The sequence below is a fragment of the Streptomyces sp. NPDC028308 genome (assembly GCF_055565855.1).
This window is the reverse complement of sequence record NZ_JBVHTO010000003.1, coordinates 446,609-465,661: the sequence shown is the minus strand read 5'-3', so window position 1 is coordinate 465,661 and position 19,053 is coordinate 446,609. Positions and strand designations below refer to the sequence as shown.

At 70.9% G+C, this 19,053-nt stretch carries 17 protein-coding genes; 7 read left to right on the top strand and 10 right to left on the bottom strand.

All coding sequences use genetic code 11. The annotated features are described in order from the left end of the window. Positions 1-93: 93 nt before the first annotated feature. Together ACZ4VA_RS09615 and ACZ4VA_RS09610 are read left to right on the top strand one after the other, a co-directional pair. Positions 94-948, top strand: coding sequence for an AraC family transcriptional regulator (locus ACZ4VA_RS09615; protein WP_355794490.1), 855 nt, complete (start codon positions 94-96; stop codon positions 946-948). A gap of 110 nt (positions 949-1,058) precedes the next feature. After that, positions 1,059-1,874, top strand: coding sequence for a chitosanase (locus ACZ4VA_RS09610; protein ID WP_356237818.1), 816 nt, complete (start codon positions 1,059-1,061; stop codon positions 1,872-1,874). 130 nt (positions 1,875-2,004) lie between these two features. Here the strand turns inward: ACZ4VA_RS09610 and ACZ4VA_RS09605 are convergent, their stop codons facing one another. From ACZ4VA_RS09605 to ACZ4VA_RS09575, 7 genes are all read right to left on the bottom strand, one after another. Further along, the gene (locus ACZ4VA_RS09605) at positions 2,005-3,390 is read right to left on the bottom strand and encodes a nucleobase:cation symporter-2 family protein (protein ID WP_355786860.1); all 1,386 of its coding nucleotides are present in this window, start codon (positions 3,388-3,390) and stop codon (positions 2,005-2,007) included. 327 nt (positions 3,391-3,717) lie between these two features. Then, positions 3,718-5,094, bottom strand: coding sequence for an 8-oxoguanine deaminase (locus ACZ4VA_RS09600; protein ID WP_452921712.1), 1,377 nt, complete (start codon positions 5,092-5,094; stop codon positions 3,718-3,720). Between the two features lie 181 nt (positions 5,095-5,275). Then, positions 5,276-6,223 (bottom strand): factor-independent urate hydroxylase, encoded by a 948-nt coding sequence (pucL, locus tag ACZ4VA_RS09595; RefSeq protein WP_355786854.1) that lies wholly within the window; start codon positions 6,221-6,223, stop codon positions 5,276-5,278. Between the two features lie 5 nt (positions 6,224-6,228). Next, positions 6,229-6,618, bottom strand: a complete 390-nt coding sequence (gene uraH, locus ACZ4VA_RS09590; RefSeq protein ID WP_355786851.1) for a hydroxyisourate hydrolase — start codon at positions 6,616-6,618, stop codon at positions 6,229-6,231. After that, positions 6,615-7,130, bottom strand: a complete 516-nt coding sequence (gene uraD, locus ACZ4VA_RS09585) for a 2-oxo-4-hydroxy-4-carboxy-5-ureidoimidazoline decarboxylase (RefSeq protein WP_356166837.1) — start codon at positions 7,128-7,130, stop codon at positions 6,615-6,617. Before uraD ends, uraH begins: the two co-directional genes overlap by 4 nt. 201 nt (positions 7,131-7,331) lie before the next feature. Continuing rightward, entirely contained in the window at positions 7,332-7,700 is a 369-nt protein-coding gene (locus ACZ4VA_RS09580) for a helix-turn-helix domain-containing protein (RefSeq protein ID WP_356237815.1), read from the bottom strand. Further along, entirely contained in the window at positions 7,697-7,957 is a 261-nt protein-coding gene (locus tag ACZ4VA_RS09575) for a YkoF family thiamine-binding protein (RefSeq protein WP_468080630.1), read from the bottom strand. Before ACZ4VA_RS09575 ends, ACZ4VA_RS09580 begins: the two co-directional genes overlap by 4 nt. Positions 7,958-8,094: 137 nt before the next feature. Between ACZ4VA_RS09575 and ACZ4VA_RS09570 the strand changes: the two genes are divergently transcribed. The 4 genes from ACZ4VA_RS09570 to ACZ4VA_RS09555 all read left to right on the top strand — a co-directional run bounded on the left by ACZ4VA_RS09570 (position 8,095) and on the right by ACZ4VA_RS09555 (position 12,142). Then, on the top strand, positions 8,095-8,934 hold the full coding sequence (locus ACZ4VA_RS09570) for a TIM barrel protein (protein WP_356166843.1): 840 nt from the start codon (positions 8,095-8,097) through the stop codon (positions 8,932-8,934). 56 nt (positions 8,935-8,990) lie between these two features. After that, positions 8,991-9,884 (top strand): 2-hydroxy-3-oxopropionate reductase, encoded by an 894-nt coding sequence (locus ACZ4VA_RS09565; protein ID WP_355795096.1) that lies wholly within the window; start codon positions 8,991-8,993, stop codon positions 9,882-9,884. A 189-nt stretch (positions 9,885-10,073) separates the two neighbouring features. Beyond that, entirely contained in the window at positions 10,074-11,531 is a 1,458-nt protein-coding gene (locus ACZ4VA_RS09560; RefSeq protein ID WP_356166846.1) for a catalase, read from the top strand. Positions 11,532-11,917: 386 nt separating this feature from the next. Continuing rightward, the gene (locus tag ACZ4VA_RS09555; protein ID WP_356166849.1) at positions 11,918-12,142 is read left to right on the top strand and encodes a hypothetical protein; all 225 of its coding nucleotides are present in this window, start codon (positions 11,918-11,920) and stop codon (positions 12,140-12,142) included. 366 nt (positions 12,143-12,508) lie between these two features. Here ACZ4VA_RS09555 and gcl read toward each other — a convergent pair whose 3' ends face one another. Continuing rightward, a complete protein-coding gene (gcl, locus tag ACZ4VA_RS09550; protein WP_356166852.1) occupies positions 12,509-14,293 on the bottom strand; it encodes a glyoxylate carboligase in 1,785 nt (594 codons plus the stop codon). Between the two features lie 476 nt (positions 14,294-14,769). Here gcl and ACZ4VA_RS09545 point away from each other — a divergent pair, with 476 nt between their 5' ends. Then, positions 14,770-15,669, top strand: a complete 900-nt coding sequence (locus ACZ4VA_RS09545) for a hypothetical protein (RefSeq protein ID WP_468080740.1) — start codon at positions 14,770-14,772, stop codon at positions 15,667-15,669. A gap of 60 nt (positions 15,670-15,729) precedes the next feature. On the opposite strand, the gene ACZ4VA_RS09540 is transcribed toward ACZ4VA_RS09545, so the two are convergent. Then, positions 15,730-17,352, bottom strand: coding sequence for an AMP-binding protein (locus ACZ4VA_RS09540; protein WP_468080625.1), 1,623 nt, complete (start codon positions 17,350-17,352; stop codon positions 15,730-15,732). Further along, positions 17,349-19,052, bottom strand: a complete 1,704-nt coding sequence (locus ACZ4VA_RS09535; protein ID WP_468080623.1) for an AMP-binding protein — start codon at positions 19,050-19,052, stop codon at positions 17,349-17,351. The genes ACZ4VA_RS09540 and ACZ4VA_RS09535 overlap by 4 nt, the downstream gene beginning before the upstream one ends. Position 19,053: the final 1 nt, after the last annotated feature.

Sequence of the window (19,053 nt, the reverse complement as noted above, 5' to 3'; positions counted from 1 at the left end):
CCTCACCGTGCCGGGCGGATGTCGGCCGGAGCTAGGAAATTCCGGCACGGTTCACGGGCCCTGCGGGTGCTGTGCCGCGTCTACCGTGAAGGGGTGAGCACCCCGTACGAGACGAAGCCCGCCGCGGACTCCCTCATCGAGGAACCGCTGGTGCTGCCCGCGGCCCTGAGCCCGTGGTTCGCCCGCGCCGGTCTCACCGCCGTCGACGGCATTCCGGCGGGGCCGTTCGCCCAGGTCCCGGACACGGCGGCGAAGGTGGTCGTGCGGATCGAGGAGAACGGCCGCCGTGACGTCCTGGTGGTGGGACCGCGCACCCGTGCCTCGTACCACGCGGGCAAGCGCCTGGCCTCCTGCGTCCAGTTGCGTCTCGGGCCGGGTGCGGCCCGCCCGCTGCTGGGCGTCCCGGCCGTCGACCTGGTGGGTGTGGTCCGGCGCCTCGGAGACTTCCCGGCCGACACCGCCCGCCTGCTGGCCGGCGAACTGCTGTCGTCGGAGCCGGAGGAGGTGGTCCCCCGGCTGGCCCGGGTGCTGCCGGGGCGGCTCGCCCCCGCCGATCCGGCCCGCGTCCGGCTGCTGCGCGCGGCGGTCCGGGCCATGTCGACCGGGACGGGCCGGGTGCCGCCGGGCGTCGGTGAGCTGGCGGGCCGGCTCTCGGTCAGCGAGCGCCAGCTCCGCAACCTGTTCGCGGAGGGTGTCGGGCTCTCCCCCAAGCACTACGCCCGCATCGCCCGGGTGCGCCACGTCCTCACCCGGGCCCGCCACGCTCCGGACACGTCCTGGGCCCAACTGGCCGCCGCCACCGGCTACTACGACCAGTCCCATCTCACCGCCGACTTCCGCACCCTGATGGGTGTCCCGCCGACGTCGTTCTTCACCGGGCGCCTCCCCGCCGCGCAGCCCTGCCAGGCCCTGACCTCGCGGTCGGCCCGTCCCGCACCCGGCGGCTGAGCGGCGCGCTCCCGACTCGCCGTCCTTGACGGGTATACGTCACCCGCAAAGTCTGGTAGGAAACCTTCCTAACAGTTCGTGAACGACGTACTCCCCTCACTGGAGGTACCGTGCACACCCCCCACATACGTACTTCGCGCCGCACGCTGCTCGCGCTGATCGGAGCCTCCCTCGTGGCGGCCCCGGTCATCGCGACCCAGACGGCGACGGCCGCCCCGGTCGGTCTCGACGACCCGGCGAAGAAGGAGATCGCCATGAAGCTGGTCTCCAGCGCGGAGAACTCCTCGCTGGACTGGAAGGCGCAGTACAAGTACATCGAGGACATCGGCGACGGTCGCGGCTACACCGCCGGGATCATCGGTTTCTGCTCCGGCACCGGCGACATGCTCGACCTGGTCGAGCTGTACGCGCGCCGCAAGCCCGGCAACGTGCTCGCCAAGTACCTGCCGGCGCTGCGTGACGTGGACGGCACCGACTCGCACGACGGTCTGGACCCGAACTTCCCGGCCGACTGGCGCAGGGCCGCCCAGGACACGGTGTTCCAGCAGGCGCAGAACGACGAGCGCGACCGGGTGTACTTCAACCCGGCCGTCCGGCAGGGCAAGTCCGACGGCATCGGCGTCCTCGGCCAGTTCGCGTACTACGACGCCATCGTGATGCACGGCGACGGCGGCGACAGCACCAGCTTCGGCAGCATCCGCCGCCGGGCACTGGCCAAGGCCAAGCCGCCGGCCCAGGGAGGCGACGAGGTGACGTACCTGAACGCCTTCCTCGACGCGCGCGTCTGGGCGATGAAGCAGGAGGAGGCCCACTCGGACACCAGCCGCGTCGACACGGCCCAGCGGGTCTTCCTGCAGAAGCGGAACCTGAACCTGAACCCGCCGCTGGACTGGAAGGTCTACGGGGACAGCTTCCACATCGGCTGACCGGCCGCCCGGAGCAGCGGCCCGGGGCGGACGGCGGAGGGCGCGGCACCCGCGTGGGTGCCGCGCCCTCCGTGTGCCGCGGTGGCGGCGGCCTTGTCCGGAGGCCGGACCGCCGTGGTGCGCCCGGTCGTCAGTGGGCCGGCAGCGCCTTGCCACGCGGGCCGAGTTCCTCGCCCGCCTCCATGGGATGGGTGACGTCCTCCGCGTCCTGGTTCTTGCCGAGGTGGTTGAAGACGATGTTGAGGAGCACGGCGGCCACGCAGCCGGTCGAGATCCCCGAGTCCAGGACGATCTTCGCGGTCTCCGGGAAGGCGTGGTAGAACTCCGGCGCGGTGATCGGGATGATGCCGACGGCGATCGAGACGGCCACGATCAAGACGTTGTTGTCCTTCTCCAGTCCCGCCCGCACCAGGGTCTGGATGCCGCTCGCGGCGACCGAGCCGAACAGGACGACACCCGCGCCGCCGAGCACCGGCCGGGGGACGACCGCGATGAGCGAGGCGGCCATCGGACACAGCCCCATCAGCACCAGGAACCCGCCGCCGGTCGCGACGACGTACCGGCTGCGCACCTTCGTCATGGCGACGAGCCCGATGTTCTGCGCGAAGGCACTGCACATGAAGCCGTTGAAGAGCGGGCTCAGTGCCGAGCCGAGGGTGTCGGCGCGCAGACCGGCCGCGATGGTCTTCTCGTCGGCGGGCCGTTCCACGATCTCGCCCAACGCGAGCATGTCCGCGGTCGATTCGGTCATCGAGACCACCATCACCACGCACAGCGAGAGGATCGCGGCTACCTGGAACTGCGGGGCGCCGAAGTGGAACGGGGTCGGGAAGCCCACCACGTCCGCGTCGGCGACCGGCCCGAAGTCCGTGACGCCGAACGGGATCGCGACGAGCGTGCCGAGCACCAGGCCGAGCAGGACGGCGATCTGCTTGACGAAGCCCCGGGTGAAGCGGCGCAGCAGCAGCACCATGACGAGCGTGACGGCGGCGAGACCCAGATTGGTCTTCGAACCGTAGTCGTGGGCCGCGGGGTTCGGTCCCTGGGCCCAGCCGAAGGCGACGGGCAGCAGCGAGATGCCGATCAGGGTGATCACGGTGCCGGTGACCACCGGCGGGAAGAAGCGGACCGCCTTGCAGAAGAAGGGGGCGGCTATGAAGCCGAGGACACCGGCGACGATGACGGCGCCGAAGATGATCGGCAGCGCGTCGCTCTTGTCGTCGGCGGAGGCGACGACGGCGGTCATCGGCGCGACGCCGGCGAAGGTCACGCCGTTGACGAACGGCAGCCTGGCTCCGATCTTCCAGAAGCCGAGGGTCTGCAGGAAGGTGGCGAGGCCCGCGGTGAACAGGCAGGCGCCGGTGAGGAAGGTCAGTTCGGTTCCGGACAGACCGACGGCGGCGCCGACGATCAGCGGCGGGGCGACCACTCCCGCGTACATGGCTGCGACGTGCTGGAGGCCGCTGGCGGCCATCTTCAGGGGCGGGAGTTTCTCGTCCACCGGGTGCTTGGACACACCAGTGGGGACTGCATCGGTGCGGGGCGCGGGCTGGGCGGCCACGGCGGCTCCTCCGGTCGGTTACGCGTCCGCCACGGCGGCGACGCGGGTTTCAGGGAGGTGATGCGCGGTCGTGCGGGACCGGGACGATACGTCACGGAGAGGGGGTCTCCGGGGCGATGGCCGCCGCGGGGCGCACCGGTCCCCCGGCGTCCTCGCGACGGAGACCGTCCCGGGGAACCCGCACCTGTGTGCGCGTTCCCCGGACACGGCCACCACGGACCCCGCTCGGGTCCATGGCTACCGGCCGAGGGCCGTCCCCCTCAGCCGGAGATCTCCAATTGGTCAGGCCTGCGCGGCGATCCGCGCGAGGCGCTGTGCCTCGTCCCGCGTGGAGCGGGCGACGGCGTCCTCGTCGACGTTCAGGAGCCGGCTGTCCTCGACGACCGGCCTGCCGTCGACGAGCGAGAGGGTGACCGGGGCCGCCGCGCCGAAGACCAGCGCGGTCACCGGGTCGGCGATCGAGGCGTGGGCCAGGGTGTCCAGCTTCCACAGCACCAGGTCGGCGAGCTTGCCGGCCTCCAGGGAGCCGATCTGCGTGGCCCGGCCGAGGACCTGGGCGCCGCCGTACGTGCCGAGGCGCAGCGCCTGACGGGCGTTCAGGGCGGCCTCGCGGTGGGCGCCGAGGCGGTTGATCAGCAGGGCGTTGCGCAGTTCGGTGTGCAGTTCGCCCGACTCGTTGGACGCGGTGCCGTCGACGCCGAGGCCGACCGGGACGCCGGCCGCCAGCATGTCGGGGACGCGGGCGATGCCCGCGGCGAGCCGGGCGTTGGAGGACGGGCAGTGGGCCACGCCGGTCTTCGTGCGGGCGAAGGCGGCGATGTCGGAGTCGTTCATGTGGACGCAGTGCGCCATCCACACGTCCTCGCCGAGCCAGCCGGTGGACTCGAAGTACTCGGTCGGGCCCATGCCGAACAGTTCCTTGCAGAACTGCTCCTCCTCCACGGTCTCCGAGCCGTGCGTGTGCAGCCGTACGCCCTTGCGGCGGGCCAACTCGGCTCCCTGCCGCATGAGTTCGGTGGAGACGGAGAAGGGCGAGCAGGGCGCGACGGCGATCTGGGTCATGGCGTCGAAGGACGCGTCGTGGTGCTCGTCGATGGTCGCCTCGGTGGCGGCCAGCGCCCCGTCGAGGGTCTCGACGGCGAAGTCGGGCGGCAGCCCGCCGTCCTTCTCGCTGCGGTCCATCGAACCGCGGGCGAGGGTGAAGCGGACACCGGTCTCGCGGGCCGCCCGGATGATGGCGCCGGACAGGTCGCCGGAGCCCTTCGGGAAGACGTAGTGGTGGTCCATGGCGGTGGTGACGCCACCGCGGGCCATCATGGCGAGGGAGCCCTGCGCGGCGGAGTACGCCATCCGCTCGTCGACGCGCGCCCAGGTCGGGTAGAGCGCGACGAGCCAGTTGAAGAGGTTGTGGTCCGTGGCCAGGCCGCGGGTGATCCACTGGTAGAAGTGGTGGTGCGTGTTCACCAGGCCGGGGGTCGCCAGGTGCCCGGTTCCGTCGATGCGGCGGACCACGTTCTCCAGGTTCTCGGGGGCCTTTCCGGCTCCCACCGACTCGATCCGGTTGCCGGCGACGACGATGTGGCCCGAGGCGTACTCGGTGTCGCCTGCGTCCACGGTCGCGATGGCGCAGTTCTCGATGACGATGCGCTCGACTGCCACGGCGGTTCCTCGTTCTTCCCATTGGCGGACGGACCCGGGGGTCGAGCGGGGTGACGACCGGGTCCGTGGTGCTGTTGTTGCGCAGATGCCCCCGCTCTCCCCCTGGGATGTCGACGCCGGCGCACGCGTCGGGGGTAGGGCAGCAGTACTGCTGCGGCCCGGTTCGGCCGCTGCGGCAGTACTACAGGTTGGTGAGGTCCACCGGGATGAGCGGCTCGCAGCCGTCGCGCAGGACGGTGGCCTCGATGAGGCCGTACGGGCGGTCGGCCGCGTAGTAGACCTCGTTGTCGTTCTTGAGGCCGAAGGGCTCCAGGTCGACGAGGAAGTGGTGCTTGTTCGGGAGCGAGAAGCGGACCTCGTCGATCTCGCTGCGGTGGTTGATGATGCGCGAACCCATCTGGTAGAGGGTCTGCTGCAGGGACAGCGAGTACGTCTCCGCGAAGGCCTGGAGCATGTGCTTCCTGACCTGCTCGTACGACTTCTCCCAGTGCGGCATCCGCTGCTCGTCGTCGGTCCAGTTGAACCGCCAGCGCGCGGACACCTGCGTCGCCAGGATGCGGTCGTACGCCTCCTTGAGCGTCGTGTACTTGTCCTTGACGTAGCCCCAGAACTCGGAGTTCGTCGAGTTCATCACGACCAGGTCCTTGAGGCCGGAGACGACCTCCCACTTCTCACCGTCGAAGGTGACCTGGGTGACCCGGGTCTCCTGGCCCTTGCGCACGAAGGAGTGGTTGACCTCGTCGGCGCCGATGAACCGCGAGTTGGCGTCGGAGGTGGCGATGCGCTCCCAGGCGTACTCCTCGATGCGGATGCGCGCCCGGTGGATCGGCTCCTGCGAGGTCACGAAGTGCCGTGCGAGGTGGATGCCGAACTGCTCGGCGGACTCGATGCCGTGCTCCTTGGCGAAGGCGAACACCGTGTTCTTGGTGGTGTCCGTCGGCAGGACGTTCGCGTTCGAACCCGAGTAGTGCACGTCGTCCATGTCGCCGCTCAGCGCGACGGAGACGTTCAGGTCCTTGATGTGGTGCGTGTCGCCGTCGCGCGTGATCTTCACGACGCGGTTCTCGGCCTTGCCGTACTGGTTCTGTCCCAGCATGGTCATGCGGGCAGGGCGGGATCGGTCGGTCATGTCTGCTAGCTCCCTCGGTAAACGGAGTAGCCGAACGGGTTGAGCAGCAGCGGTACGTGGTAGTGCTCGCCCGGTGCGACGGCGAACGTGATCGCCACCTCGGGGAAGAACGCGCCGCTGTCCCGGTTCGCGGGGGCGTCCTGCTGCGCATCGGCTTGCTTCTTCTCGAAGTACGGCTCGACGGCGAAGTCGAGCCGTACGTGGGTCGTCCCCTCCGGCAGCGCCGGCAGGTCCTTGCACCGTCCGTCCGCGTCCGTCGCGGAGCCGCCGAGCGGCCGCCAGTCCGCGTCGCGTCCACCGCGGGCGGCGAGACGGACCGGGACGCCCTCGGCGGGGCGGCCGACGCTGGTGTCCAGGATGTGGGTGGACACGGAGGCCGTGCTGTCGGTGCTCATGCCTGCTCTTCCTGTACGAGGGCGGTCAGCCGGATGCGGTTGATCTTTCCCAGCTCGGTGCGGACGATCTCCCGCTCCTGCTCGGGCGCGTTGCCGATGCGCTCCTTGACCGCGTCGCGCATCTGCTCGCCGGTCCGGCCGGTGGCGCAGATGAGGAAGACGTGGCCGAACTTCTCCTGGTACTCCAGGTTCAGGTCGAGCATCTCCGCCTTGAGCTCCTCGGAGGCGCCGGCCATGCCGCGCTGCTCCCGGGAGGAGGTCGGGTCCCCGGGCTTGGGGCGCCCGATGGGCGGGTGCCCGGCCATTGCCTCGGCCAGGTCCGCGCGGGTCAGCTCGGCCATGGCGGCGTCGCTCGCGGCGAGGAGGTCGTCGGCGGTGGCGTAGGGGCGGTGGGCGAGCAGGCGGCGCGCCCATGCCGTGGAGGCGCACGCCTCGTGGAGTGCGGCGAGGGCCGCGTGCTCCTCCAGGGCGTTGAACCGGGCGAGACCGCCAGGTGTCGTACTCGACGTCACGGGAAGCCTCCGTGGCCTTGTGCTGGACGGGCTGCGGATAGCTAACGCCCTCGGAAACACCACGTCAACACTTTGTTGAAAAATCCGGGTAACAAAAAACCGCCGCCCGGACGATACGGGCGGCGGCTCGCCGCGGGCTGTTCCGACACGGCCACGCGCGCCGCGTCCGCCCTGGTCAGGGCCTCGGTCCGGTGTCCCGGCTCAGGACTCCTTCTCGCGGTTCAGGTAGTTGTAGACGGTGAAGCGGCTGACGCCGAGGGCGCTCGCGACGGTCTCCACGCCGTGCCGCACCGAGAAGGCGCCGCGCGCTTCCAGTACCCGTACGACCTCCTGCTTGGCCTTGCGGTCCAGGTCGGCCAGGGGCCTACCCTGCTTGCGCTCCAGGGCGGCCAGGATGTGGTCCAGCGAGTCGGCGAGCTGGGGCAGCCGTACGGCGACGACGTCCGCGCCCTCCCAGGACAGCACGACGTCGTCGGCGCCGGCCTCCCCGGGCGCGAGCATCTCGCCGCCCATGGCGTCGACCAGCGGCTTGACCGCCGTGACGAAGGGGTCGTCCCCGATACCGGTCACTTATCGCCCTCCCCGGCGGCGCCGACCACGTTGACCTGCAGCGAGACGCGGGTGGCGCCCGCCTCCAGGGACCTGCGAAGCAGGGCGTCGACGGCGGTGAGCACGTCGTCGGTGGCCCCCTCCGCGGTGTTGCCGAACGGGCCGACGTCGACGGCGTCCAGCTCGGCCGCCTCGATGACCTCACGGGCGACCAGCGCGTGCCGGGGGGCCTCGTCGAGGTCGAAGGGCTCGGTCGTGAACTCCACTCTCAATCGCACGCGCTCAACCTACTGCGCGGTGCCGATTTTCCGGCAGCCCCCTCTTGACAAGCTCCGACACCCGACGGCAATCTTCCATTAAGCAGAAACGAACTTCCGCAATACGGAACATCGATACGGAAGGGAGCGCCGACCCCATGGGATTCGCAGAGCAGCGCTTCAACGTCAACCTGTCGATCCTCTTCACGGAACTCCCGCTCCTGGAGCGCCCCGCGGCCGCCGCCGCGGCGGGCTTCACCGCGGTCGAGCTGTGGTGGCCCTGGGTCGACTCCCCCACCCCCGAGCGGTCCGAGCTCGACGCCTTGAAGAAGGCGATCGAGGACGCGGGCGTCCAGCTGACGGGCCTGAACTTCTACGCCGGGCAGCTGCCCGGTCCCGACCGGGGCGCCCTGTCGCTCCCCGGCACGGAGTCGGAGCGGTTCCGCGCCAACATCGACGTGGCCGCCTCCTTCGCCGAGTCGCTCGGCTGCAAGGCGCTGAACGCGCTGTACGGCAACCGCGTCGAGGGCGTCGACCCGGCCGAGCAGGACGCGCTCGCCCTGGAGAACCTGGTCCTGGCCGCGCGCGCAGCCGACCGGATCGGCGCGGTCCTGCTGATCGAGACCCTCAACGCGCCCGAGTCGCCGCGCTATCCGCTGGTGTCCGCACCCGCGGGCGTCGCCGTGGTCGACCGGGTGAACGAGGCGACCGGTCTCGGCAACGCCAGGTTCCTCATGGACCTCTACCACCTGTCCATGAACGGCGAGGACCTGCCGTCGGTGATCGAGCGGTACGCCGACCGGACCGGTCACGTGCAGATCGCCGACAACCCCGGCCGCGGGGCGCCGGGCACGGGCTCCCTCCCGCTGGAGGACCTGCTCGACCGGCTCGCGAAGGCCGGGTACGCCGGCTGGGTCGGCCTGGAGTACAAGCCGGGCGACCGCCCGAGCGCCGAGGCGTTCGACTGGCTGCCGCGCGAGTCGCGCGCGGCCCGCTGACGGCCCACGCACCGCGGCAACCCCCAGACGCAGCACAGCAGTAGAGAGGCACCCTCATGAGCAGCAACCTTCCCAAGATCGCCTGGATCGGTCTCGGCATCATGGGCTCCCCCATGTCGGAGAACCTGATCAAGGCCGGCTACGACGTCACCGGCTTCACGCTGGAGCAGGACAAGCTGGACCGGCTGTCCGCGGCCGGCGGCACGGCGGCGGGCTCGATCGCCGAGGCGGTGCGCGACGCCGACGTGGTGATCACGATGGTCCCGGCCTCCCCGCAGGTCGAGGCGATCGCGTACGGCCCCGACGGCATCCTGGAGAACGCCAAGTCCGGCGCCCTGCTGGTCGACATGTCCTCCATCACCCCGCAGACCTCGGTGGACCTGGCCGCGGCCGCGAAGGACAAGGGGATCCGCGTCCTGGACGCCCCCGTGTCCGGCGGTGAGGCCGGTGCGATCGAGGCCGTCCTGTCGATCATGGTCGGCGGCGAGCAGGCCGACTTCGACGAGGCGAAGCCGGTCCTGGAGGCGCTCGGCAAGACCATCGTGCTGTGCGGCCCGCACGGTTCGGGTCAGACCGTGAAGGCCGCCAACCAGCTGATCGTCGCCGTGAACATCCAGGCGTGCGCCGAGGCCGTGGTCTTCCTGGAGAAGTCGGGCGTGGACCTGAAGGCCGCTCTCGACGTGCTGAACGGCGGGCTCGCAGGCTCCACCGTGCTGACGCGCAAGAAGGACAACTTCCTGAACCGCGACTTCAAGCCGGGCTTCCGCATCGACCTGCACCACAAGGACATGGGCATCGTCACGGACGCCGCCCGCAACGTCGGTGCCGCCCTGCCGGTCGGCGCCGTGGTCGCCCAGCTCGTCGCGTCCCTGCGCGCCCAGGGCGACGGCGACCTCGACCACTCCGCGCTGCTGCGCGCGGTCGAGCGCCTCTCCGGCGCACAGCTCTGATCCAGAGCCCCCAGATCTCCGGGCGGCGCCGCCGCTGACACCTGTCCTGTCGCGCCCAGGCGGCGGCGCCGCCCGGAACTCAGCACCGACCACCGGGATTCAACAAACTGTTGACGCCCGGATCGCCCCGAACCTAGGCTCCACGAAGCGGAAGCAGCTTTCCGCTGCCCCTCGTACGGAAGGTCCACGATGTCGAAGCGCGTGCTTACGACCGAGTCCGGCGCTCCGGTCGCCGACAACCAGAACTCCGCCACCGCCGGCGTCGGCGGCCCGCTCCTCCTCCAGGACCAGCACCTTCTGGAGAAGCTCGCGCGCTTCAACCGCGAGCGCATCCCGGAGCGCGTGGTGCACGCCCGCGGTTCCGGCGCGTACGGCTACTTCGAAGTGACCGACGACGTCACGGACTTCACGTACGCCGACTTCCTGAGCACCGTCGGCAAGCGCACCGAGCTCTTCCTGCGCTTCTCGACCGTGGCCGACAACCTGGGCGGCGCGGACGCGGTGCGCGACCCGCGCGGTTTCGCGGTGAAGTTCTACACCGAGGAGGGCAACTACGACCTCGTCGGCAACAACACCCCGGTCTTCTTCATCAAGGACCCCATCAAGTTCCCCGACTTCATCCACTCCCAGAAGCGCGACCCGTTCACGGGCCGTCAGGAGCCGGACAACGTATGGGACTTCTGGGCGCACGCCCCCGAGGCCACGCACCAGATCACCTGGCTGATGGGCGACCGCGGCATCCCGGCCTCCTACCGCCACATGAACGGCTACGGCTCGCACACCTACCAGTGGACGAACGCCGAGGGCGAGGCCTTCTTCGTCAAGTACCACTTCAAGACGAACCAGGGCATCCGCTGCCTGTCCACCGAGCAGGCCCAGGAGATCGCGGGCAAGGACGCCAACTCCCACCAGACGGACCTGCTCCAGGCCATCGAGCGCGGGGTCAACCCGTCCTGGACCCTCTACGTCCAGCTCATGCCGGCGGCGGAGGCGGCCGACTACCGCTTCAACCCCTTCGACCTCACCAAGGTGTGGCCGCACGCGGACTACCCGCTGCGCCGCGTGGGCCGGCTCGTGCTGGACCGCAACCCCGACAACGTCTTCGCCGAGGTCGAGCAGGCCGCCTTCTCCCCGAACAACTTCGTTCCGGGCATCGGCCCCTCCCCCGACAAGATGCTCCAGGGCCGCCTGTTCGCCTACGCGGACGCGCACCGCTACCGCCTGGGCGTCAACCACACCCAGCTGGCCGTCAACGCCCCGCGGGCGACGGTCGCGGAGAACTACGGCCGCGACGGCCTGATGGCCGCCAACCCGCAGGGCCGCGGCGCGAAGAACTACGAGCCGAACTCCTACGACGGTCCCGTCGAGACCGGCCGCCCGCTGTCGGCGCCGCTTCCCGTCGCCGGCCACACCGGCACGCACGAGGCCCCGCTGCACACGAAGGACGACCACTTCTTCCAGGCGGGCGAGCTGTACCGGCTGATGTCGGCGGACGAGAAGTCCCGGCTGATCGCCAACATCGCCGGCGGCCTCTCGCAGGTCTCCCGCGACGACGTCGTCGAGAAGAACCTCGCCCACTTCCACGCCGCCGACCCCGAGTACGGCAAGCGCGTGGAGGAGGCCGTCCGCGCCCTGCGCGAGGACTGAGCCTCACCCCAGGACGCCCGCGACAGCCCAGGACCCGGATGAGGGGTGGTCCACCGGCTGGTCCGGGCAGGACGGGGGCCGCGGCGGTGTGCGAGCCAGTGCGGTGGTCAAGGCCCAGGACTCCCTTCTCGACCTGAGGGAAGGGAGGTCCCGGTCCCATCGCATCCGCCGCGGTCCCCCAGCCACATCCCTCCGGGGACGACACAGACCCCGTCCGGCGGCGCGAACGTCCTGTCGCGCCCAGCCTCGCGCCGTCGGACGGCAACAACAGCACAGCTCACCGGCTCGCAGCGCCGGGTACGGACGGTCCCGTACCCGGCGCTGCGCGTCGTGCGCGCCTGCCGCGCCGACGTGCGGAACGCGGCGGCGCGCAGGAACCTGGGGGCATGGACCATCCCAGCATCGTCGTACACGCGCCCGGCCTGGACGGCTCGCGCAGGGTCACCGCGGATGACGAGGAGCTCGGCGTCGCGTCCCACCTCGACGACGTCGTCGAGATCCTGCGCGAGGCGGGCCTGGACGAGACCGAGGTCGAGGAGAGCGACATCGTCCAGTGGCAGGGCGGCGGCCCGGACGACTGGCCCGGCCTCTCGGAGCACCCGGCACGCTGACCGCGGGACGGGGCGCCGGCCGCGTCCGCGGGACCTGGCCACGGCGTACACCAGCGTGCGTACTCCGCCTACGGAACCCTCAAATCAACCTCTGAACACCGGTGCGAGGGCTTCAACTCCCCGCGCCCGAGGCACATCCTCGCCCTATGAGGCCCGCCGGCACGGGGGCGGCGGGCCTCATGAACGGGGGAAGCACCACCGCACGACGGAGGACGCTTCACGGCGAGCACCACGGCACCACGGCACCACGGGGGAAGCACACGGGGGCGGGACCCGCGCGAGGGCGCGGGTCCCGGGCACGGCGGAAGGGCGGCTCACCGGTGGGTGAGCCGCCCTTCGGCCGTCGTACGGGGATGACCGCCCGCGTCAGACCTTCAGCGTCCTGATCGCGGTGGGCGCGTGGCCCGGCTCGGTCGCGATCTCCTCGAACTCGACGACCTCGCTGATGTCGTTCGTCCTGCTCATCGCGATGTTGGTGACGCGCTCCAGGACGGCCTCGACGACCACCGGCACCCGGTACTCGGCGGCGAGCTTCTTGGCCTGCTCGAAGGCCGCGCCCAGTTCGGCGGGGTCGGTGACCCGGATCGCCTTGCAGCCGAGGCCCTCGACGACCTTGATGTGGTCGACGCCGTAGACGCCCAGTTCCGGGGAGTTGATGTTCTCGAACTCCAGGTTGACCTGGAAGTTGATGTCCAGGCCGATCTGCGCCTGCCGGATCAGGCCCAGGTAGGCGTTGTTGACCAGGACGTGGACGTACGGGATCCGGTGCTGCGCGCCGACGGCCAGTTCCTCGATCATGAACTGGAAGTCGTAGTCGCCGGAGAGCGCCACGACCTGCGCCTCGGGGTCGGCCTTCGCGACGCCGAGCGCGGCCGGGACCGTCCAGCCGAGCGGGCCCGCCTGACCGCAGTTGATCCAGTGCCGCGGCCGGTAGACGTGCAGCATCTGGGCGCCGGCGATCTGCGACAGGCCGATGGTGGTGACGTACCGGGTCTCGGGTCCGAAGGCCTTGTTCATCTCCTCGTAGACCCGCTGCGGCTTGATCGGGATGTCGTCGAAGTGCGTGCGGCGCTGGAGCGTGGCCTTTCGCTCCTGCGCGGACGCGGCCCACGCGGAACGGTCGGGCAGCCGGCCGGCCGCCTTCAACTCCCGTGCCACCTCGACGAAGAGCTCCAGCGCGGCCTTCGCGTCGGAGGCGATGCCGAAGTCCGGGGCGAAGATCCTGCCGATCTGCGTGGGCTCGACGTCGACGTGCACGAACTTCCGGCCGGCCGTGTAGACGTCCAGCTTGCCGGTGTGACGGTTGGCCCAGCGGTTGCCGATGCCGAGGACGAAGTCGGACTCCAGGAAGGTCGCGTTGCCGTAGCGGTGCGAGGTCTGGAGGCCGACCATGCCGGCGTTCAGCTCGTGGTCGTCGGGCAGGATGCCCCAGCCCATCAGCGTCGGGACGACCGGAGTGCCGGTCAACTCGGCGAACTCGACGAGCAGTTCGGAGGCGTCCGCGTTGATCACACCGCCGCCGGCGACGATCAGGGGGCGCTCGGACTCGTTGAGGAGGGTGAGCGCCTTCTCGATCTGGGCCCGGGTCGCGGCCGGCTTGTAGACGCCCAGCGGCTCGTACGTCTCCGGGTCGAACTCGATCTCGGTGAGCTGGACGTCGATGGGCAGGTCGATCAGGACCGGGCCCGGACGGCCGGAGCGCATCAGGTGGAAGGCCTGCTGGAAGACGCCGGGGACCTGGGCGGCCTCCAGGACCGTGACCGCCATCTTGGTCACCGGCTTGGCGATCGAGGCGATGTCGACGGCCTGGAAGTCCTCTTTGTGGATCACGGCGGTCGGGGCCTGGCCCGTGATGCAGAGGATCGGGATCGAGTCGCCGATGGCGGAGTAGAGGCCGGTGATCATGTCGGTGCCGGCCGGTCCCGACGTCCCGATGCAGACGCCGATGTTGCCCGGGTGGGTCCGGGTGTAGCCCTCCGCCATGTGCGAGGCGCCCTCGACGTGCCGGGCCAGGGTGTGGCTGATCCCGCCGGAGGCCTTGAGGGCCGCGTAGAAGGGGTTGATCGCCGCGCCGGGGACACCGAACGCGTCACTGACGCCCTCACGCTTGAGGATCTCGACTGCCGCGCGGGCAGCGGTCATACGAGCCATGGAGTACTCCTGCTTCGGCTGGCGGATTCGCGCTCCCGTCGCGCCCCTCGGAGAGCCGTGTGATCCGTGTGGACCCCGCATCACGAATTCCGTATTGCGGAAACTAACTTCTACTATCTGGAAGCAATGTAAGTGGCGTGCGGACGGGCCGTCAAGGGATGTCCGGGTGCCGGGCCATGCGGTGCGCCGTGGCGCGATCCGGCCCCGGCGGTCCGGCCGTTTCGCTGCCGGGAGGGCGCTGGCTGGAGGACGATGGGGGCGCTGTCCCGACGCCACGTCTGTCCGACGCCCCGTCTGTCCTGGAGTGGGCCATGGCCGAGAGCGTGCCGGTGCGGTGCCCGGCCTGCCGCCGCGAGCACCTCTACGCCGCGCCGTCCTACCCCTGCGTGTGCGGTGCGCCCGTCACACCGTCGCTCGACCCCGACGCGGGGCCGGTCTCCGTCACCCACCGCACCTGGGACGAGGACTGGGTCACCGTGCGCTGCGACGCCTGCGGCCGCGCGCACGAGTGGCCCCACCCGGAACTGGCGTGCCCGTGCGGCACGGCCCTGCGAATCCCGGTGACCCCGGCCGTACGGGACGGTGACACCGGCGGGCCCGCGCGGGCCGAGAGCGACTCCGACTCGGGGGGTGGGGGCGGGGGCGGTGCTGATACGGGCACGGGTGCCGGTACCGACGCAGGGAACGGGACCGACGCAGGTACCGGTACCGGTGTTGGCGCTGGTGCCGGCACTGGTTCCGAGACCGACACTGGTGCTGATACTGGCACCGGCGCCAGTTCCAGCACCGGCACTGGTACCAGCGCCAGTTCCGGCACCGGCACTGGTGCCGGAACCAGTACCAGCCCCAACGCCCGCCCCCGCGGCGGCACCACTACCGGAACAGGCACCGGTACCGGTACCGGAATGGGCAGGACCGTGTCGTCGGCCGCCGCGTCCGGCTCCTCCGACCGTGTCCGGCGCGGCCCTCTCCCCCGGGTCGCCGCGCGCGCCCGGCGGGCCGCGTTCCAGCCCGTCACCATCCGGACGGCCCGGGACGCCGTCACCGCCGCCGCCCTCTATCTCAGATGGCTCGGGTACGAGGACATCCGGCGGGCCGACCAGCGGCCCCCGTCGGGGATCGGCATCGCGGCCCGGGGCGTCGTGGCACAGGTCGACCCGACCGTGCGCCCGGCGTCCGTGCGGGACGTGGAGTGTCTGTGGCTGACGGCCATGACGGAGTCGGCGGAGTGCGTGTACTTCTCGCTCGCCGGGTTCGCGGACGACGCCCGGGACCGCGCCGACCACCTGCGCGTCCCGCTCTTCGTCCTCGACCTCACGGGCACCCCGCAGCCGGTCAACCGCAGCGCCGACGAGCTGGTCGCGGCGCGGCCCTGACGGCGGGGCCCCCGGGGGCCGGTCCCGCAAGGACGCGGGCGGCCCCGGGGACGGGAGGCGCTACGCCCCGTACCCCTGGCGCAGCTCGATCTTGCGGACCTTCCCCGACACCGTCATCGGGAAGGACTCCAGGACGCGCAGCGCGCTCGGGATCTTGTAGTGCGCCAACTGCCCCTCGCAGAAGGCCCGCAGCTCCTCCAGCGTGAGCGGGTCGCCCGGGTCGCGGGGGATGACGCAGGCGAGCACCTCCTCGCCGTAGCGCTCGTGCGGCACGCCGACGACCTGGACGTCGGCGATCTTCGGGTGGGCGTAGAGGAACTCCTCGATCTCGCGCGGGTAGATGTTCTCGCCGCCCCGGATGATCACGTCCTTGATGCGGCCGACGATCTCGACGTAGCCGTCCTCGCGCATCACGGCCAGGTCCCCGGTGTGCATCCAGCGGCCCGGGTCGACGGCCTCCGCGGTCTTCTCGGGCTCGTCCCAGTAGCCGAGCATGACGCTGTAGCCGCGGGTGCACAGCTCGCCCGCCGTGCCGCGCGGCAGCGTCACCCCGTCGACGGGGTCCACGATCTTCACCTCGATGTGCGGCAGGACCCGGCCGACGGTGCCCGTGCGGTGCTCCAGGTCGTCGTCCCGGCGGGTCTGCAGCGACACCGGCGAGGTCTCGGTCATGCCGTAGCAGATGGACACCTCGGCCATGTGCATCTCGGCGACGACCCGCTTCATCACCTCGACCGGGCAGGGCGAGCCCGCCATGATCCCGGTGCGCAGGGAGGACAGGTCGTACGTCGCGAAGTCGGGGAGGTTCAGTTCCGCGATGAACATCGTCGGCACGCCGTACAGCGAGGTGCAGCGCTCCTGCTGCACCGCCCGCAGTGTCGCCGCCGGGTCGAACGACGGCGCCGGGATGACGATGCAGGCGCCGTGCGAGGTGGCACCGAGATTGCCCATGACCATGCCGAAGCAGTGGTAGAAGGGCACGGGCAGGCACACCCGGTCCTGTTCGGTGTAACCGACCGTACGGCCCACCCAGTAGCCGTTGTTGAGGATGTTGTGGTGGGAGAGCGTGGCGCCCTTGGGAAAGCCCGTGGTGCCCGAGGTGTACTGGATGTTGACCGGGTCGTCGCAGCTCAACTCGGCTGCGGCGGAGGCAAGTTGCCCCTGCGGCACCGAGGCCGCCGCTGCCGTCAGCGCGTCCCAGGACGGGTCGCCGATGTAGACCGTCTCGCGCAGTTCGGGACACTTCTCACGGACCTGGCCGACCAGGGCGCGGTAGTCGCTGCCCTTGTGCGCCAGTGAGGCGATCAGGACGGAGATCCCCGCCTGCTTCAGGACGTACTCGACCTCGTGGGCGCGGTAGGCCGGGTTGATGTTGACCATGATGGCGCCGATGCGGGCGGTGGCGTACTGGACGAGGACCCACTCCGGGCAGTTCACCGCCCAGATGCCGACCCGGTCGCCCTTGAGCACGCCCTTGCCGAGCAGTCCGCGCGCCACCTCGTCGACGGCCGCGCCGAATTCGGCGTACGTCCAACGGCGTCCGGACTCCACGTCCACGAGCGCGTCCCGCCCGGGGTGGGCGGCGATCGCCCGGTCCAGGTTGGCCCCGATGGTGTCGCCGAGCAGCGGTGTCGTACTGGTGCCGTGCGCGTAACTCGCTGCGGGCGGTGCGGAGTCACTCATCGGAAGTCCTCCTCGCGGTACTCCGCGGCCGAACCCGCGGCGGTGGCCTCGCGCAGTTCGATCCGGCGGATCTTGCCGGAGACGGTCTTGGGCAGCGCGCCGAACTCCAGCCGGCGGATGCGCTTGTAGGGAGCGAGGACGTCGCGCGAGTGCTCGAAGAGCACCTTCGCGGTGTCGGGGCCCGGTTCCCAGCCCTCGGCCGTCACGACGTACGCCTTGGGGACGGCGAGCCGCAGCTCGTCCGGGGCGGGGACGACGGCCGCCTCCGCCACCGCCTCGTGTTCCAGCAGGGCGCTCTCCAGCTCGAACGGGGAGATCTTGTAGTCGCTCGCCTTGAACACGTCGTCCGCGCGGCCCACGTAGGTGATGTAGCCGTCCTCGTCGCGGGAGCCGATGTCGCCGGTGCGGTAGTAGCCGCCCGCCATGACCTCGGCGGTGCGGTCGGCGTCGCCGTGGTAGCCGGTCATCAGGCCCACCGGACGGTTGGAGAGGTCCAGCGCGATCTCGCCCTCCGACACCCCCGGGGCGCCGGACACCGGGTCGAGCAGCTCGACGCGGAAGCCGGGGCTGGGCCGGCCCATCGAGCCGGTCTTCAGCGGCTGGCCGGGGCTGTTGGAGACCTGGACCGCCGTCTCGGTCTGCCCGAAACCGTCCCGGACGGTCACGCCCCAGGCGCGCCGCACCTGCTCGATGACCTCGGGGTTGAGGGGTTCCCCGGCGGCGAGGGCCTCGCGCGGCGGGGTGCGCAGCCGGCCCAGGTCGGACTGGATGAGCATGCGCCACACGGTCGGCGGGGCGCAGAAGGTCGTGACGCCGGCGGCGTCCATCTCCGCCATCAGCCGGGCCGGGTCGAAGCGCGTGTAGTTGTGGATGAAGACGGTCGCCTCCGCGTTCCACGGGGCGAAGAGGTTGGACCAGGCGTGCTTGGCCCAGCCGGGCGAGGAGATGTTCAGGTGCACGTCACCGGGCCGCAGACCGATCCAGTACATGGTGGCGAGGTGGCCGATCGGGTACGAGGTGTGCGTGTGCTCGACCAGCTTGGGCCGGGCGGTGGTGCCCGAGGTGAAGTACAGCATCAGCGGGTCGTCCGACCGGGTGGGCCCGTCGGGCTCGAACGCGGCGGGGGCCTCGTACGCCTCCTCGTAGCGCAGCCAGCCGGCGCTCTCGGAAGAGGCGTCCCGCTCGGGCGGGCCGCCGACCGCGATCCGGGTGTAGTCGCCGGGCACGTCGGCGAACTTGCCGGTGTCCTCGGCCCGGACGACGACCTGCCGGACCCGGCCGCGCTCGACGCGGTCGCGCAGGTCGGCGGGGCCGAGCAGCGGGGTCGCCGGGATGACGACGGCGCGCAGCTTCATCGCGGCCAGGGCGGTCTCCCACAGCTCGACCTGGTTGCCCAGCATCACGAGGATGCGGTCCTCCGCGCCGACGCCCTGGGCGCGCAGCCAGTTCGCGGCCCGGTCGGAGCGCTCGGACATCTCGGCGAAGGAGACCTGGACGCGGGTGCCGTCCTCCTCGACGAGGTGCAGGGCCGTCCGGTCGTTGCCCTCCGCGATGACGTCGAACCAGTCGAGCGCCCAGTTGAAGTACTCCGGGCGGGGCCAGTCGAACCCCGCGTAGGCGGCCGCGTAGTCCTCGCGATGTGCCAGCAGGAAGTCCCGTGCGGTCCGGAAGTCGTCCGTCGCGCTCGTCTTCGCCGTCATG

Coding starts and splice junctions, on each gene's coding strand:
- uraH (WP_355786851.1), bottom strand. CDS start 6,618: ATGAGCACCGACAGCACGGCCTCCGTGTCCACCCACATCCTGGACACC.
- ACZ4VA_RS09565 (WP_355795096.1), top strand. CDS start 8,991: ATGAGCAGCAACCTTCCCAAGATCGCCTGGATCGGTCTCGGCATCATG.
- gcl (WP_356166852.1), bottom strand. CDS start 14,293: ATGGCTCGTATGACCGCTGCCCGCGCGGCAGTCGAGATCCTCAAGCGT.
- ACZ4VA_RS09570 (WP_356166843.1), top strand. CDS start 8,095: ATGGGATTCGCAGAGCAGCGCTTCAACGTCAACCTGTCGATCCTCTTC.
- ACZ4VA_RS09560 (WP_356166846.1), top strand. CDS start 10,074: ATGTCGAAGCGCGTGCTTACGACCGAGTCCGGCGCTCCGGTCGCCGAC.
- pucL (WP_355786854.1), bottom strand. CDS start 6,223: ATGACCGACCGATCCCGCCCTGCCCGCATGACCATGCTGGGACAGAAC.
- ACZ4VA_RS09555 (WP_356166849.1), top strand. CDS start 11,918: ATGGACCATCCCAGCATCGTCGTACACGCGCCCGGCCTGGACGGCTCG.
- ACZ4VA_RS09535 (WP_468080623.1), bottom strand. CDS start 19,052: ATGACGGCGAAGACGAGCGCGACGGACGACTTCCGGACCGCACGGGAC.
- ACZ4VA_RS09540 (WP_468080625.1), bottom strand. CDS start 17,352: ATGAGTGACTCCGCACCGCCCGCAGCGAGTTACGCGCACGGCACCAGT.